This is a genomic window from Mycolicibacter arupensis (genome assembly GCF_002086515.1).
Classification (GTDB): Bacteria; Actinomycetota; Actinomycetes; order Mycobacteriales; family Mycobacteriaceae; genus Mycobacterium; species Mycobacterium arupense.
Genome location: NZ_MVHH01000014.1, coordinates 77026 through 91508, shown reverse-complemented (window position 1 = coordinate 91508; position 14483 = coordinate 77026). Strand labels below are relative to the sequence as shown.

16 protein-coding genes and 1 pseudogene are annotated in these 14483 nt (G+C 68.3%); 11 read left to right on the top strand and 6 right to left on the bottom strand.

Annotated features, from left to right (window positions below):
• Positions 1–9 precede the first annotated feature (9 nt).
• Both BST15_RS09550 and BST15_RS09545 read left to right on the top strand, forming a co-directional pair.
• Positions 10–546 (top strand): annotated as a pseudogene (locus BST15_RS09550) (RDD family protein); the annotation flags it as partial.
• Positions 543–1703, top strand: a complete 1161-nt coding sequence (locus BST15_RS09545; protein ID WP_046188981.1) for a cystathionine gamma-synthase — start codon at positions 543–545, stop codon at positions 1701–1703. The pseudogene BST15_RS09550 and the gene BST15_RS09545, both read left to right, overlap by 4 nt.
• 19 nt (positions 1704–1722) lie before the next feature.
• Here the strand turns inward: BST15_RS09545 and greA are convergent, their stop codons facing one another.
• The gene (gene greA, locus BST15_RS09540; protein ID WP_046188980.1) at positions 1723–2217 is read right to left on the bottom strand and encodes a transcription elongation factor GreA; all 495 of its coding nucleotides are present in this window, start codon (positions 2215–2217) and stop codon (positions 1723–1725) included.
• A gap of 134 nt (positions 2218–2351) precedes the next feature.
• Entirely contained in the window at positions 2352–2774 is a 423-nt protein-coding gene (locus BST15_RS09535; RefSeq protein WP_046188979.1) for a DUF4307 domain-containing protein, read from the bottom strand.
• A 155-nt stretch (positions 2775–2929) separates the two neighbouring features.
• Here BST15_RS09535 and mca point away from each other — a divergent pair, with 155 nt between their 5' ends.
• The 3 genes from mca to BST15_RS09520 all read left to right on the top strand — a co-directional run bounded on the left by mca (position 2930) and on the right by BST15_RS09520 (position 4560).
• Positions 2930–3802, top strand: a complete 873-nt coding sequence (gene mca, locus BST15_RS09530; protein ID WP_046188978.1) for a mycothiol conjugate amidase Mca — start codon at positions 2930–2932, stop codon at positions 3800–3802.
• Positions 3799–4068 carry a hypothetical protein gene (locus tag BST15_RS09525; RefSeq protein WP_046188977.1) on the top strand — a complete coding sequence of 90 codons (270 nt, stop codon included), beginning with the start codon at positions 3799–3801 and terminating at the stop codon, positions 4066–4068. The genes mca and BST15_RS09525 overlap by 4 nt, the downstream gene beginning before the upstream one ends.
• Before the next feature lie 168 nt (positions 4069–4236).
• The gene (locus tag BST15_RS09520; RefSeq protein ID WP_046188976.1) at positions 4237–4560 is read left to right on the top strand and encodes a DUF732 domain-containing protein; all 324 of its coding nucleotides are present in this window, start codon (positions 4237–4239) and stop codon (positions 4558–4560) included.
• Between the two features lie 4 nt (positions 4561–4564).
• On the opposite strand, the gene BST15_RS09515 is transcribed toward BST15_RS09520, so the two are convergent.
• Entirely contained in the window at positions 4565–5674 is a 1110-nt protein-coding gene (locus BST15_RS09515; protein ID WP_046188975.1) for a PPE family protein, read from the bottom strand.
• 11 nt (positions 5675–5685) lie between these two features.
• Positions 5686–6795, bottom strand: coding sequence for a phosphate ABC transporter substrate-binding protein PstS (pstS, locus tag BST15_RS09510; RefSeq protein ID WP_046189006.1), 1110 nt, complete (start codon positions 6793–6795; stop codon positions 5686–5688).
• A 180-nt stretch (positions 6796–6975) separates the two neighbouring features.
• On the opposite strand from pstS, the gene BST15_RS09505 reads away from it, so the two are divergent.
• Together BST15_RS09505 and BST15_RS09500 are read left to right on the top strand one after the other, a co-directional pair.
• Positions 6976–8982, top strand: a complete 2007-nt coding sequence (locus BST15_RS09505) for a thioredoxin domain-containing protein (RefSeq protein WP_046686330.1) — start codon at positions 6976–6978, stop codon at positions 8980–8982.
• A 10-nt stretch (positions 8983–8992) separates the two neighbouring features.
• Entirely contained in the window at positions 8993–9376 is a 384-nt protein-coding gene (locus tag BST15_RS09500) for a nuclear transport factor 2 family protein (protein ID WP_046189850.1), read from the top strand.
• A 17-nt stretch (positions 9377–9393) separates the two neighbouring features.
• On the opposite strand, the gene trhA is transcribed toward BST15_RS09500, so the two are convergent.
• Positions 9394–10107, bottom strand: coding sequence for a PAQR family membrane homeostasis protein TrhA (trhA, locus tag BST15_RS09495; RefSeq protein ID WP_046189845.1), 714 nt, complete (start codon positions 10105–10107; stop codon positions 9394–9396).
• 60 nt (positions 10108–10167) lie between these two features.
• Here trhA and BST15_RS09490 point away from each other — a divergent pair, with 60 nt between their 5' ends.
• The 4 genes from BST15_RS09490 (at position 10168) to BST15_RS09475 (ending at position 13499) form a co-directional block, all read left to right on the top strand.
• Positions 10168–10977 carry a (2Z,6E)-farnesyl diphosphate synthase gene (locus tag BST15_RS09490; RefSeq protein ID WP_046189844.1) on the top strand — a complete coding sequence of 270 codons (810 nt, stop codon included), beginning with the start codon at positions 10168–10170 and terminating at the stop codon, positions 10975–10977.
• A gap of 5 nt (positions 10978–10982) precedes the next feature.
• The gene (locus BST15_RS09485) at positions 10983–12350 is read left to right on the top strand and encodes a hypothetical protein (RefSeq protein WP_046189843.1); all 1368 of its coding nucleotides are present in this window, start codon (positions 10983–10985) and stop codon (positions 12348–12350) included.
• Between the two features lie 102 nt (positions 12351–12452).
• Complete coding sequence (locus tag BST15_RS09480; RefSeq protein WP_046189842.1) at positions 12453–12860, top strand: hypothetical protein; 408 nt, start codon at positions 12453–12455, stop codon at positions 12858–12860.
• A gap of 54 nt (positions 12861–12914) precedes the next feature.
• Positions 12915–13499 (top strand): DUF732 domain-containing protein, encoded by a 585-nt coding sequence (locus BST15_RS09475; RefSeq protein WP_083070908.1) that lies wholly within the window; start codon positions 12915–12917, stop codon positions 13497–13499.
• 18 nt (positions 13500–13517) lie between these two features.
• Here BST15_RS09475 and coaA read toward each other — a convergent pair whose 3' ends face one another.
• The gene (gene coaA / locus BST15_RS09470) at positions 13518–14456 is read right to left on the bottom strand and encodes a type I pantothenate kinase (RefSeq protein WP_046189840.1); all 939 of its coding nucleotides are present in this window, start codon (positions 14454–14456) and stop codon (positions 13518–13520) included.
• Between the last annotated feature and the right edge of the window lie 27 nt (positions 14457–14483).

Genomic DNA, 14483 nt, shown 5'->3' with positions numbered 1-14483 from the left:
CCGTAGCCCGGCAACTACCCGCCGCCGGCGCCGGGCTACGGCGCCTACCCGGGCCAGACCGGAACCCCGGTCGGTCAGCTGCCGCAGGAGGCCTACACCTCCTGGTTGACCCGGGTGGCCGCGTACTTCGTCGACTTCCTGCCGATCCTGGTGCTCTACGGCATCCCGTCGATGATCGCCGGCACCACCGCCGATAAGGAATGCATCACCGGCTCGGACGGCTTCGTCTGCACGGTGAGCCCGTCGAGCACCGGCGCCACGTTGATGTTCCTGGGTTGGCTGGCCGCGCTGGCCTTCGGAATCTGGAACTACGGCTACCGGCAGGGCACCACCGGGTCGAGCATCGGCAAGTCGGTGCTGAAGTTCAAGGTGGTCTCCGAAACCACCGGTCAACCCATCGGTTTCGGGATGTCGATCGTGCGCCAGCTGGCGCACATCATCGACGGCGCCATCTTGTGCATCGGGTATCTCTTCCCACTGTGGGACGCCAAGCGTCAGACGATCGCGGACAAGATCATGACCACCGTCTGCCTGCCGATCCGTTGAGTCAGGGGCACCCGCACGCCGGCTCCGGTCTGTCCACCACCGCGATCCACGCCGGCTTTCGGCCGGACCCGGCCACCGGGGCGGTCAACGTACCGATCTATGCCAGCAGCACCTTCGCCCAGGACGGCGTCGGCGGCCTGCGCGGCGACTTCGAATACGCCCGCACCGGCAATCCGACCCGCGCCGCGCTGGAGGCCGCGCTGGCCGCGGTGGAACGGGGACGGTTCGGCCGGGCCTTCGGTTCGGGGATGGCCGCCACGGACTGCGCCCTGCGCGCGATGCTGCGCCCCGGCGATCACCTGATCATTCCCGACGACGCCTACGGCGGCACTTTCCGGCTGATCGACAAGGTCTTCACCCAGTGGGGAGTGACGCACACCCCGGTCGCGTTGTCCGACCTGGACGCGGTACGCGGTGCCCTCACCGATAAGACCAAGTTGATCTGGGTGGAGACTCCCACCAACCCGCTGCTGTCGATCGCCGACATCGCCGGAATCGCCGCCCTGGGTAAAGAAGCCGGGGCCCGGGTCCTGGTGGACAACACCTTCGCCTCGCCGGCGTTACAGCAGCCCCTGACACTGGGCGCCGACGTGGTGCTGCATTCCACCACCAAGTACATCGGCGGGCATTCCGATGTGGTGGGCGGTGCGCTGGTCACCGACGACGAAGAGCTCGATGCCGCGTTCGCCTTCCTGCAGAACGGGGCGGGGGCCGTCCCCGGGCCCTTCGATGCCTACCTGACGCTGCGCGGCCTGAAGACGCTGGTCCTGCGCATGCAACGGCACAGCGAGAACGCCGCGGCGGTCGCGGAATTCCTCGACGAGCATCCCGCGGTGAGCCAGGTGCTCTACCCGGGGCTGCCGGCGCACCGGGGCCACGACGTCGCCGCGGCGCAGATGCGCGGCTTTGGCGGCATGGTGTCGGTACGGATGCGCGGCGGCCGGGCGGCCGCGGAAAAGCTGTGCGCCGGAACGCAGATCTTCATCCTGGCCGAATCCCTGGGCGGGGTCGAGTCGCTGATCGAACTGCCCGGCGCAATGACGCATGCGTCCACGGCGGGCTCGCAACTGGAGGTCCCCGACGACTTGGTGCGCCTGTCGGTGGGCATCGAGGACATCGACGACCTGATCGCCGACCTCACCCAGGCGCTGGCCTGATCAGTCGGGGTGACCGAGCTCAGGAGTGGTAGGGCTCCGCGCTGACCAGCGCCACCTTGACGGTCTTGCCGCTGGGCACGGTGTAGCTGCGCTCCTCGCCCACCTTGGCACCGAGCAGGGCGTGGCCCAGCGGTGAGTTCGGCGAGTACACCTCAAGCTTGTCGACGTTCACGCCCTCCTGCCGAGTGGCGATCAGGAAGGTCTCGGTGTCGGACTTGTCGCCGTCGTAGTAGACCGTCACCACCGAGCCCGGCAGCGCGACGCCGGACTGGGTCGGGGCCTCGCCGACCTTGGCGTTGTTGAGCAGCTCCTGCAGTTGGCGGATGCGGGCCTCTTGCTGGCCCTGCTCCTCGCGAGCGGCGTGATATCCGCCGTTCTCGCGCAGGTCGCCCTCTTCGCGGCGGTCGTTGATCTCTGCGGCGATCACCGGGCGGTTCGCGATCAGCTGGTCAAGCTCCGCCTTGAGCCGGTCGTGTGACTCCTGCGTCAACCAGGTCACCTGGGTGTCCGTCATCTCACTGTGCTCCTCGTGTCGTCGGGTCCGGAGCCAGGGGCAGCGGGGCGACGCTTGTCAAATACAATCGTGCTAATGCAGCAATACACGGTCCCAGCTGGAACCGTGTATCCGTACAGGATACCACCGCAACGTCAGGGTGAACGGAGATAATCCGGGACGTCGCTGCCGCAACCGTAGACGTCGCCCATGACAGGGTGCTGGGAAGATTTCACGATCGTAGTCACCTGAACGGTGGCCGACTCCGATGGCGGAACCAGGACTTCGCGCCGACCGGTCTCACTGCCGTCACTCGATCGGACCCGCACGATGCAGGCCGCGGGCTGCGAGGGGTCGGATCGAGTCACGCTGAACTTAACCGAGACCGTCTGGTCGTCGAGCACCTCATAGCCGTACAGCTCACCTTTGACCTCGGCGGTCGCGAACCGCTGATAACCGACCACTGCCAGGGCGGCGACGGTGGCGATCGCCAGGGCACCCAGCGCGATCGCCAGCAACCGTCGGGGCAACGCGCTGCCCCGGGCGTCGCCGTAGCGGGCCGGCTTGGAGTCGGTCATCGTGAGGTGTGTCCCATGGTCGCCGGTGGAGTCGGGAGCGGTTTCCGCGCCCGTCGCAGGTGGTGTAACGATGGGGGCCGGAAACCATCTGGAACTATAGGCGTCCGGTCCGGGGTTCCGGCAGGAGGAACCTGGAGGGAACGGGGAATGTGCGCATGAGTGGACTGCGATTGATGGCGGTGCACGCCCACCCCGACGACGAGTCCAGCAAGGGTGCGGCCACCCTGGCCCGCTACACCGCCGCTGGGCACCGGGTCATGGTGGTGACGCTCACCGGCGGTGAGCGCGGCGACATCCTCAATCCCGCGATGGACCTGCCCGATGTCCACGGCCGGATAGCCGACGTGCGGCGCGACGAGATGGCCAAAGCCGCCGAGATCCTGGGCGTCGAACACCATTGGCTGGGTTTCATCGACTCCGGCCTGCCCAAGGGTGACCCGCTGCCGCCGTTGCCCGACGACTGCTTCGCGCTGGTGCCGCTGGAGGTGTCCACCGAAGCGCTGGTGCGGGTGATTCGCCAGTTCCGGCCGCACGTGATGACCACCTACGACGAGAACGGCGGGTACCCGCACCCCGACCACATTCGCTGCCACCAGGTGTCGCTTGCCGCGTTCGAGGCGGCCGGCGATCATCGTCTCTACTCGGACTCCGGGGACCCCTGGAGCGTGGCGAAGCTGTACTACAACCACGGCTTCCTGCGGCAGCGGATGCAGCTGTTGCAAGATGAATTCGCCCGCAACGGCGAGGTCGGACCGTTCGCCAAATGGCTGGAGCACTGGCAGCCCGATCACGACGTGTTCGCCAACCGGGTGACCACCCGGGTCGAATGCGCCGACTACTTCAGTCAGCGCGACGACGCGCTGCGGGCGCACGCCACCCAGATCGACCCCAACGGCGACTTCTTCGCCGCTCCGATCGAGTGGCAACAGCGTCTCTGGCCGACCGAAGAGTTCGAGCTGGCCCGCTCCCGGGTGCCGGTTACTCTGCCCGAGACGGACTTGTTCGCCGGGATCGAGGACAACGGATGAACCACGCGGTGCTGACGGTGTTATGGATGGCGGCCGATGAGGTGCCGCGTGACACCGGGCCGGATTTCGGCAAGGCCAGTCCCTTCGGACTGCTGGTCATCGTGCTGCTGTTGCTGGGCACGTTCTTGCTGGTGCGGTCGATGAATCATCAGCTCAAGAAGCTGCCCGAGTCGTTCGACCCCGAGCACCCGGCCGCCGATCAGGCCGCCGACGAGGGCACTGTCGGGTCTGCTTCGGCCGGCGACCTTCCGGGAGACGACGGGTAGCGACGGCCGCCGCGGTAACAGTTGCCCAACGCCGGGTTTCGGGCGGGCGGCGCCCGGATTAACCTTTACCCCTGAGGATTTCACTGCAGGCCGAGCGTCTCGCCAGCCCCGTCGCGGCATGCGATGATGGCCCGGACCCCGGCTTGGGAGAAAGGTTCAGGGTTGGTCATGCTCGTTGATCGCTCACCCGGGCTGGTGCTGTCCCCGGCCATCTTGACCGTTCTGTTGATCGGCCTGATCGACTCGCCGGCGGTGCACGCCGACGCCGTCGACACCACATTTCTGGGCGCCCTCAACGCTAAGGGCATCGACTTCGCCTCAGGGCAGTCCGCGGTGATGGCCGGACATGAGGTCTGCGATGAACTCGACGGCGGCCGGCAGAAGAGTGACGTGGTGTCCGAGGTGATGCAGAGCAGTCGGCTCGATGGATATCACGCGGGCTTCTTTGTCGGGGTCAGTGTCAGTGCTTTCTGCCCCCGGCATCACGGGTAGCCCGTCAGCCGGCAGAAGGCGGTTTGGGCATCACCGGGCCCCGCAGCTCCAAACCGACTTCCAGATCCTCGTACTTCTGCTGCCGGCGTTTGCGCCAGCCGCTTCCCGTGGCCGCCGACGGGGGCACGACCGGCGGCATAATCGCCGGCACTCCGGAGAATGCGGCGGATTCGGCCGCAGGCAGTGGCGCCGCCGCCGACGCCAGCTGCACCGGTGCCTGCGCCGTGGCCAGAGATCCCGCGGCCGCAGGCGGCACGGTCAGCGGTCCCACCTTCATTCCCACACCTAATGCCGCTGAAGGCATTTCGGTGAGTCCCGCGGCGCCCAGCGCACCCAGCCCGCCAAGTGGCAGCGCGGGAGCAATGGCGGCCTCGCCCTCGGTCAGGCCCTCCCCGATAGCGGCGTTGACGTTCTGCAAGGCCTGCGCAGAGGTGTTCTGGGCGAGGTAGCTGAGCAGGTTGATGGGGAATCCCGACGACACGAACTGATTCGCGTAGGTGTTGGCCAGCCCGGACCAGCCGTAGTTGGGATCGTAGGGGTTCACCAATGCCTGCAGGGACGCCAGAATCGAGTCCGGTGAGGTGGTTTCGGCTGAGGGTGTGGCCGTGGGTGCGTTGAATCCGCTCAGGGTGGTGGCCTGCGCCGACGCGGCCCGATAGCGAACCATTGCGGCGGTGTTGGTGGTCCACATGCCCAAATACTGGCTTTCGTTCTCCGCGATCGCCGCGGAGTTGGTTCCGAAGCGGTTGGTGGCCAGTAGCTGTGTGCGGCGCGCGCGGTTGGCTGCTATCGCGGCGGTCGGGGTCACCGCGGCGCGGACCGAATCGAACGCCGCCGCGGCGTGCTGAATGGAGGTGGCGGTGCGCCGGCAGTGTTGTGCGGTGGCGCGCAACCACAGCAGGTACGGCTCGGCAGACTGCACCATGGCCGCCGCGGACCGGCCGCGCCAGGAGTCGACCAGCGTCGACACCGCGGATACGTAGCCGTCCGCCTGTTCGTCCAGTTGTGTTCCGAGGAGTCGCCACGCTGCGGCGGCTTCAAGCAGTGACGTCGCACCGGGGCCGGTGTTCACCAACGCGGAGCTGACTTCGGGCGGCGCGGTTATGGACTGCATGACGTCTGGCGTCAGGTGATCGCGTCGATGGCTGCCGACAGGCGCGACTTCAACGGTTGGGGGATGGGCACATAGCCGTGGTCGGCCAGGGCGAGCTGGCCGTCGCCGATCGCGCTCTGCAGGAATGCCCGCACCGCCGTTTCGATCTGCGGATCGCGATACTGCGAGCAGGTGACCTCATAGGTGGCCAGCACGATCGGATAGGCACCGGCCTGGTTGGGTCGGTAGAACGAGATGGTGTCCAGGGCAAGGTCGTTGCCGTCGCGCAGGAACCACGCCGACGAGATCGTCTTGCCGATGGAATCCTCGCTGATCGCAACCGGATCCGGGCCCGCTGAGGTGATCACGTTGGCCATGCCCAGCCGGTGGTCCTGGGCGAAGGCCCACGCGGTGTAGGTGATCGCCCCGTCGAGGTCGGCCGTCGCCGCGGCGACGCCGTCGTTGCCGTGCGCGCTCACCCCGGCGGTGCCGTTGAACCTCCGGCCGGCGCCCCTGCCCCAGGTGCCGGCGGAAGCGGTGTCCAGGTAGCGCTGAAAGTTGTCGGTGGTCCCGGACTCGTCGCTGCGTGACACCACCCGGATCGCCTTGGCGGGCAGTGGGGTTCCGGTGTTGAGCGCGGCGATGGCCGGGTCGTCCCAGGTGGTGATGGCGCCGTTGAAGATCTTTGCCGCGGTGGGTCCGTCGAGGTTCAGCGATGTCAGGCCGTCTAGGCGGAAGGCGATGGCGATGGGCTCGAACACCATAGGCAGGTTCCATGCTGGCGCGCCGCAGCGCTGCTGTGCGCGGTCGAATTCCCCTTTGGTCAGTGGGGAATCGGATCCGCCGAAGTCGGTCTTTGCGGCCATGAACTCCTCGATGCCGGCCCCGGATCCGTTGGCCTGGTAGGCCAGGCTCTGTCCCGGGCAGGCCTGCTGAAAGGCCGCGACGAACAGGGTCATGGCATGGGCCTGGGCGGTGGAGCCGCTGGCCTGGAGGATGGGGGAGCCGCCGCAGTCCACTGCGGGCGCCGAGGCGGCTGCCGACTGGGTCGACGATGGGGCGTCCTGGCCGCCGCCGCACCCTGACAGCAGTGCAGCGGCTAGGGCAAGCACGCACAGTACGGCACGTCGATTGATGTCGATCACATCCCTCGGGTCGTCTTACCGGCGAATGCTAGCAATGGTAGGAATAGTCAACAGCGTTGCTTTGCAGCAGAATTCAAGAGTTCAGCGTTCGTTCTCGATCTGGTCATGAGTTGTATGGACGGCGTAGGTGTGGGGGCATGGGCGCGGGCCGCCAGCTAGCAGAGTTAGCGTGGAGCAGTGGCCAACCGTCTCGCAGCGTCCGCCAGCCCGTATCTGCGGCAACATGCCGACAACCCGGTGGACTGGTGGGAGTGGTCGCCCGAGGCGTTGGCGGAGGCCGCCGAGCGCGACGTGCCGATCCTGCTGTCGGTCGGGTACGCGGCCTGCCACTGGTGTCACGTGATGGCGCACGGCGCGTTCGAAGATTCCGAGGTGGCCGCGGTGATGAACGCAGGCTTCGTCTGCATCAAGGTCGACCGGGAAGAACGCCCGGACATCGACGCGATCTACATGACCGCTACCCAGGCGTTGACCGGCAGCGGCGGCTGGCCGATGACCTGCTTTCTGACCCCCGATGGCCGCCCCTTCTACTGTGGCACCTACTACACCAAAGACGCTTTCCTGAAGCTGCTTTCGGCGATCACGGCCACCTGGGACGAAAGCCGGGATGAGGTCGAGGAGGCCTCGGACAACATTGCCGCCGAGCTGCGTTCGATGGCCGGCGGATCACCCGGGGGCGGACCGCCGATCGATGCGGCGCTGTGCGACACCAGCGTGGTGACGGTGCTGCGCGACGAGGACAGCATCCATGGCGGATTCGGGGGTGCCCCCAAGTTCCCGCCGTCGGCGCTGATGGAGGCGCTGCTGCGTCACTACGAGCGGACCGCGACACCCGAGGCCCTTCGGGCGGTGGCCCGTGTCGGCGCGGCGATGGCGCGCGGCGGCATCTACGACCAGCTCGCCGGAGGCTTCGCCCGCTACAGTGTCGACGCCGCCTGGGTGGTGCCGCATTTCGAGAAGATGCTCTACGACAATGCGTTGCTGCTGCGCGCCTACGCGCACTGGGCACGGCGCACCGGCGATCCGCTGGCCGCCCGGGTGACCGCGCAGACGGCCCAATTCCTGTTGGCGGACCTGTCCGAGAACGGGATGTTCATCTCGTCGCTGGACGCCGACGCCGACGGTCGGGAGGGCTCGACCTATGTGTGGACGCCCGAGCAGCTGATCGACGTGCTGGGGCCCGACGACGGGCTCTGGGCGGCAGAGGTTTTCGGGGTCACCACCGGCGGCACGTTCGAGTCCGGCGGCTCAGTGCTGCAGCTTCCGGTGGACCCCGACGATCCGCAGCGATTCGATCGGGTGCGCCAGCGGCTGTTGGCCGCCCGGCTGTTGCGGCCGCAGCCCGCTCGCGACGACAAGGTGGTGACGGCCTGGAACGGCCTGGCGATCACCGGCCTGGCCGAAGCGGCTGTGGCGCTGGGAGATCCGGGCCTGAGCGCGGCAGCCCAAGAGTGCGCGGAGAAGCTGCTGGGCCTGCACCTGGTGGACGGCCGGCTGCGCCGGGCCAGCCTGGGCGGACGGGTGGGCGACAGCGCGGCGATCCTGGAGGACTACGGCGCCCTGGCGACCGGACTGCTCAGCGTGTATCAGCTCACCGGCGCGCAACGCCTGTGCGATGCGGCCGCCGACCTGTTGGACACCGCGCTGGATCACTTCGCCGATCCGGACACCCCGGGGCGCTGGTTCGACACCGCCGACGACGCCGAGGCACTCATGCTGCGGCCGAGCGATCCGGTGGATGGCGCCACCCCGTCGGGGGCGGCCCTGATCACCGAGGCGTTGTTGACCGCTGCCCGCCTGGTCCCCGCGGACCGCGGCGAACGCTACGGCCGCGCGGCCGCCGACGCCTTGGCAGCGCACGCCGCACTGCTGGCAGGTTCGCCGCGTTCGGCCGGGCACTGGCTGGGTGTCGCCGAGGCAGCCGTGCGGGGCCCGCTGCAGATCGCGGTGGCCTGCGCCGGACCGGATTCGGCACTGCTGGCGCAGGCGCGCCGCCTGGCGCCCGGCGGCACGATCGTCGTCGGCGGGCCCGCCGACTCCTCCGAACTGCTGAGGGGTCGAGGGCAGCTCAACGGTGCCGATGCCGCCTACATCTGCCACGGCCAGGTGTGCGACCTGCCGGTGCGCGGTGCGGCGGAGTTGGCTGCGGCCCTTGCGGTGCCCGCAGATCCGGCATCCGTGTAACGTGCGGCACATGACCTCCGCACCTGACAAGGCACAGGCCATCACCGAGACCGTCCACCGTTACATCGAGCTGGTCGGCGGCGGCGACGCCGCCGCGCTGGTGGAGTTGTATGCGGCCGACGCCACCTTGGAGGACCCGGTCGGCGGCGAGGTGCACATCGGTCACCAGGCCATCCGCAACTTCTACTCGGCCATCACCGGCCTGGACCGCAAGGCGGAGCTGGTGTCGCTGCGGGTCGCCGGCAACGAGGCAGCCTTCCAGTTCGCGCTGACCATCACCAATGGCGACCACCGGATGCGCATCGAGCCCATCGACGTGATGGTGTTCGACGGCGAGGGCAAGATCGCCGGCATGAAGGCCTACTGGTCGGCGGAGAACATCACCCAGCTGTAGGCTCGCGCGGCGCCCGGCTAGTGCAGTACCGCGAACCAGATCGCGATGTACTGACAGATCGCGGCCACCGCGGTGCAGGCGTGGAAGAACTCGTGGTAGCCGAACGTCTCCGGCCACGGGTCCGGCCACTTCAGCGCGTACATGATCGCGCCGACGCTGTACAGCATGCCGCCGACGGCCAGCAGCACCATCGCGGCGACGCCCGCGTTGTGCATGATCGTCGCGATGAAGAAGGCTGACACCCAGCCCAGCAAGAGATAGAGCGGCACCCCGACCCATTTGGGTGCGGTAGGCCAGAACAGCTTGAGCACCACACCAGCCAGCGCGCCACCCCACACGATCGTCATCACCAGCCGCTCTTGGGCGCCGTGGTCCATTGCCAGCAGCGCGAACGGGGTGTAGGTGCCGGCGATGAAGAGGAAGATCATCGCGTGGTCGAGCCGTTTCATGCGCATGCGCGTGACGACCGATTTCCAGGTGATCCGGTGATAGGTGGCGCTGACGGCGAACATGCCCACCACCGAGATGGTGTAGGCCAACGTCGCCAGCCCGGCCTCAAGCCCGGCCATCGTCCAGGCCACCGCGGTCAGGGTGATCCCGGCGATGACGGCCACGATGGCCGATACCAGGTGGATCCAGCCGCGGGCCCGCGGTTTGGTGTGCGGCATGAGGATGTCGGCCGGCAGGTCGTTCGGATTCTGCTCGGCGATCATGTCGGTGTGGGTGCTCATGGACCTTCCTGACTCCACGCGGATCCCGGACTGCTTTCGATCACAGTAGTCTGGGTTTTTGTGGCGATCATCCCGGCGCGCTTGAAGGAGCCGCTGTACCGGATCTACGAGCTGCGCCTACGGCAGGGCTTGGCGGCGTCGCGGTCGAATCTGCCGCGCCACATCGCTGTTCTCTGCGACGGCAACCGCCGTTGGGCGCGCGATGCCGGCTACGACGATGTCAGCTACGGCTACCGGATGGGCGCGGCCAAGATCGCCGAGATGCTGCGCTGGTGTGCCGACGCGGGTATCGAGATGGCCACCGTCTATCTGCTGTCCACCGAGAACCTGCAGCGCGATCCCGCCGAACTGGCCGCGCTCATCGAGATCATCACCGACGTGGTGGAGGAGATCTGCGCGCCCGCCAACCACTGGACGGTACGTACCGTGGGGGACCTGGAGCTGCTGGGCGAAGAGCCCGCTCGGCGCCTGCGCGAGGCTGTCGAAAGCACTGTAAGCACCGCCGATCCAGACCGGGCAGGCTCGCGGCTGCACGTCAACGTCGCCGTGGGATACGGCGGCCGGCAGGAGATCGTCGACGCGGTACGCGGCCTACTGAGCAAGCAGCTGGCCAACGGCGCCACCGCCGAGGAACTGGTCGACGCGGTGACGGTCGAGGGCATCTCGGAGAACCTCTACACCTCCGGTCAGCCCGATCCGGACCTGGTGATCCGGACTTCGGGGGAGCAGCGATTGTCGGGCTTCCTGCTGTGGCAGAGCGCCTACTCGGAGATGTGGTTCACCGAGGCCCATTGGCCGGCGTTCCGTCGGGTCGACTTCCTGCGGGCCCTGCGTGACTACAGCGAGCGGCACCGGAGATTCGGGCGGTAGCGAGCATGGTCGTGTTGTCGGCGCTGGTCTTCACCCTCAGCTGGTGGCTCGGGATGTATCTGCTGGCCCGTGACCCACGCAAGCCGGTGCTGGCGCTGGCCGCAGTCGGGTTGTGCGGATTTGCGGCGGTGGTTGCCGCCGACGCGGTGCGCACGCTGTGGCAGCCGGAGCTGCTGGGGCGGGTGGAGATCTACCTGGCGGTGCTGCCGGGGGTGGCCTGGTTTGCGGTGCTGCTGGAGTTGGGCCGGCCGTGCGACCGCTGGACCGGCCGGGTGCGCGATGTGGCGTTCATCAGCGTGGTGGCGACCGCGGCACTGATCGGCGCGACGTGGGCCGGCAGCGTCGAGGGGCCGCCGCGGGCCGGGCATTGGCTGTTGTTCGGGGTGATCTCGGTGGCGACGTTGGCAGCCATGGTCAAGGCACTGATCCGGCCCGCGCAGCCCGGGTCGGTGCTCGGCGTTGCCGCTGTCGCGACGCTGTTCTTCGCCTTGGCCAACGCCATCCTGATCATTCCGCTGGGCGTGGTGCCCAGCGGGATCGCGCTGGCCAGCACCGGCGTCGACGTGCTTCTGCTGGGGGTGGCGGTGGCACTGTGGGACGCCTTCGACGAGGGACAGGCGCTGCGCCAGGACATGCTGCGGTCGTTTCTGGCTGCCGTCGCGATGGCAGCACTGCTGGGCGGGCAGGTGTTGATCGGGCTGTGGCTCACCCGCACCGAACCCGTGGCGCAGACCTCGCTGACCGTGCTGCTGTTCACCACCATCGCGGTCGGCATCGAGGTCCAGGTGTTCGTCGACCGGCTGGCCGGGCTCTGGGACCGGCTCGCGTTCTGGCGATACCCGGCGTTGCGCGCCGACCGTGCCGCGCTGCGCGTCACCGAGGCGGCGCTGCCGCTGCGATCGACCGGCCCGCTCGACGAACTCGACGAGGAGACCTTCGCCCGGCTGACCCGGCGGGCGCTGGGTCACTACGGCGACCTGTCCAAGCTCGTCGCCAGTCCACTGACCGCGTTGCCGGTCATCGACGAACGTTTGGCGGCCCGGGGTGCACCCGACGCACCGCTGGAACGCGCCAACGAACTCAAGGCCCTGCTGGCTGACCGGATCGCGGCCCTCAAGCCGCGGGACGGCGGCGAGTTCGGCACCACCGAACAGTGGCGCCACTACAACGCCCTGTACTTCCCCTATGTCGTGGGTGTGCGGGCCTACGCGCAGAACGCCACCGCGGCCGGGCTCGATCCCACCGCCCGGCAGGCCTGGCAATGGCTGGTGACCGAGGTGCCGCAGCGGTCGCTGCACAACTGGCAGAACGCGGGCGCGCGAGTGATCGCCGCCGACCTGCGGGGCCGGATGCCGGTGTCCTCGGGTCTGTGACCTGGGCTTGGCAGTGCTTGGCAGTGTCGCGGGTCGATCTGGCAGCAGCTGCCGAGCAGCCTCGAGGGTGTTCAGCGCCACGCCTCGAAGGGAGATCGACCCATGACCGCCATCAGCACCCCGACCCTGTCGGACTCGACCGATTCACTGCTGCGCTTCGCGCTGCGCGCCGACGCCGTGATCGTCGGCGTGGCCGGCTTGGCCGTCGCACTAGCCGCAGCCCCGATGGCAGCCCTGGAAGGCTTGACCGCCGCCCACGAGTACGGGTTGGCCGCGTTCTGCATCACCTACGGCGTGGTGGTCTACTTCCTGTCCGCCATGGAAGAGCTGCGCGGGGTCGGCATCGGCGTGATCGCCGCCAACGTGGTGTGCACCGTGGTGGCCATCGCCGCGGTCGTGGACGGAGCTTTGCCGCTGACCGGGATAGGTGTAGCAGCGACCCTGGCCTGCGCCGCCTACACCGCGTTCTTCGCGGGACTGCAGTACCGCGGCCTGCGTCGTCTGGGCTGAGACGCGGCCCTCTCAACGTGTCGCCGCCGCCGCCACCGTCTAAAGTTCACTCCCATGATGTGGCGGCTGGCGGCGATGACGCTGATCCCCGGAACCCTGATGTTCGCCGCTGCGCCGGCGCAGGCTGACGAGAAGAGCTACCTCAGCTACCTCGATTCGCACGGCTTCAAGTACCAGAACAGTCCCGGGCTGACCACGCCGTCCGGCGCGGTGCAGTTCGGCACGGTCATCTGCCAGAACCTGCGGAAGGGCCGGCCCGCCAAGGACCGCTTCGGCGCCAAGGTCGCCGACGGCGTCACCAAGGTCATGATCGACGCCGCACAACACGAGCTGTGCCCGGACACCTTGACTGCTGCCGCCACGCCGACCCCCGCGGTGCCACCTCCGGGTGCGGCCGAGCCGTCGCCGGGACCTGAGGTCCCGCCGCCGGGGTTCCCGCCACCGCCTGGCTTCCCGCCACCCCCGGAGTTCCCGCCGCCACCGGCATTCCCGCCGCCGCCGATTTTCCCGCCGCCGCCCGAGCCGGTGCCCGGTCCCGCGGCAGAGCTTCCGCCGCCCGGCGAGCCGGTGCCTCCGCCGCCTGGCGAGCCGGCGCCGCCACCGGGTCAGCCGCAGCCCGGCACCGCGACGCAGCCCTAGGCCGCTCGCGGCCCGGGATCAGAGCTTGCGCAGCCGCAGTCGATTGATGGAGTGATCGGCGTCTTTGCGCAGCACCAGGGTGGCCCGCGGCCGGGTGGGCAGGATGTTCTCGATCAGGTTCGGACGGTTGATCGAACGCCAGATATCGCGGGCGGCGGCCACCGCCTGCGCGTCGTTGAGTGCCGCATAGTGGTGGAAGTGCGAGTCGGGATTGGCGAACGAGGTGGAGCGCATCGCCAGGAATCGTGAGATGTACCAGCGCTCGATGTCTTCCACCCGCGCGTCGACGTAGAGCGAGAAGTCGAACAGGTCCGAGATCATCAGCGTCGGCCCGGTCTGCAACACGTTGAGGCCTTCGAGGATCAGGATGTCGGGGTGCTGAACCACCTGCTTGGAGCTCGAGACGATGTCGTAGCTCATGTGTGAATACACCGGCGCGCACACGTAGTCCGCGCCGGACTTCACCGAGGTGACAAAGCGCATCAACGCGCGGCGGTTGTAGCTCTCGGGGAACCCCTTGCGGTGCATCAGGTTCCGGCGCTTCAACTCGTGATTGGGGTACAGGAAGCCGTCGGTGGTCACCAGGTCCACGCGAGGATGGTGGTCCCAGCGGGCCAGCAGCGCCTGCAGCACGCGGGCGGTCGTCGACTTGCCGACGGCCACACTGCCGGCCACCCCGATGATGAAGGGCACCGGCCGGTCGGGGCTCAGGTCGTTCTCGCCGAGGAATTCCGCGGTGGCCGCGAACAGCTGCTGGCGGGCCGCCACCTGCAGGTGCAGAAGGCGAGCCAGCGGCAGGTAGACCTCTTCGACCTCCAGCAAGTCGACCTGCTCGCCGAGGCCGCGCAGGGCCACGACTTCGGCCTCACTGAGCGGCATGGGCGTCGACATACGCAGTGTCCGCCATTGACGTCGGTCGAACTCCACGTATGGACTCGGCTCACTCAGCCGCCGCATGACCACACAGTCTTGCAGCAACCCCGA

Coding starts and splice junctions, on each gene's coding strand:
- greA (WP_046188980.1), bottom strand. CDS start 2,217: ATGACGGACACCCAGGTGACCTGGTTGACGCAGGAGTCACACGACCGG.
- BST15_RS09535 (WP_046188979.1), bottom strand. CDS start 2,774: ATGACCGACTCCAAGCCGGCCCGCTACGGCGACGCCCGGGGCAGCGCG.
- mca (WP_046188978.1), top strand. CDS start 2,930: ATGAGTGGACTGCGATTGATGGCGGTGCACGCCCACCCCGACGACGAG.
- BST15_RS09525 (WP_046188977.1), top strand. CDS start 3,799: ATGAACCACGCGGTGCTGACGGTGTTATGGATGGCGGCCGATGAGGTG.
- BST15_RS09520 (WP_046188976.1), top strand. CDS start 4,237: ATGCTCGTTGATCGCTCACCCGGGCTGGTGCTGTCCCCGGCCATCTTG.
- BST15_RS09515 (WP_046188975.1), bottom strand. CDS start 5,674: ATGCAGTCCATAACCGCGCCGCCCGAAGTCAGCTCCGCGTTGGTGAAC.
- BST15_RS09500 (WP_046189850.1), top strand. CDS start 8,993: ATGACCTCCGCACCTGACAAGGCACAGGCCATCACCGAGACCGTCCAC.
- trhA (WP_046189845.1), bottom strand. CDS start 10,107: ATGAGCACCCACACCGACATGATCGCCGAGCAGAATCCGAACGACCTG.
- BST15_RS09485 (WP_046189843.1), top strand. CDS start 10,983: ATGGTCGTGTTGTCGGCGCTGGTCTTCACCCTCAGCTGGTGGCTCGGG.
- BST15_RS09480 (WP_046189842.1), top strand. CDS start 12,453: ATGACCGCCATCAGCACCCCGACCCTGTCGGACTCGACCGATTCACTG.
- BST15_RS09475 (WP_083070908.1), top strand. CDS start 12,915: ATGATGTGGCGGCTGGCGGCGATGACGCTGATCCCCGGAACCCTGATG.
- coaA (WP_046189840.1), bottom strand. CDS start 14,456: ATGCGGCGGCTGAGTGAGCCGAGTCCATACGTGGAGTTCGACCGACGT.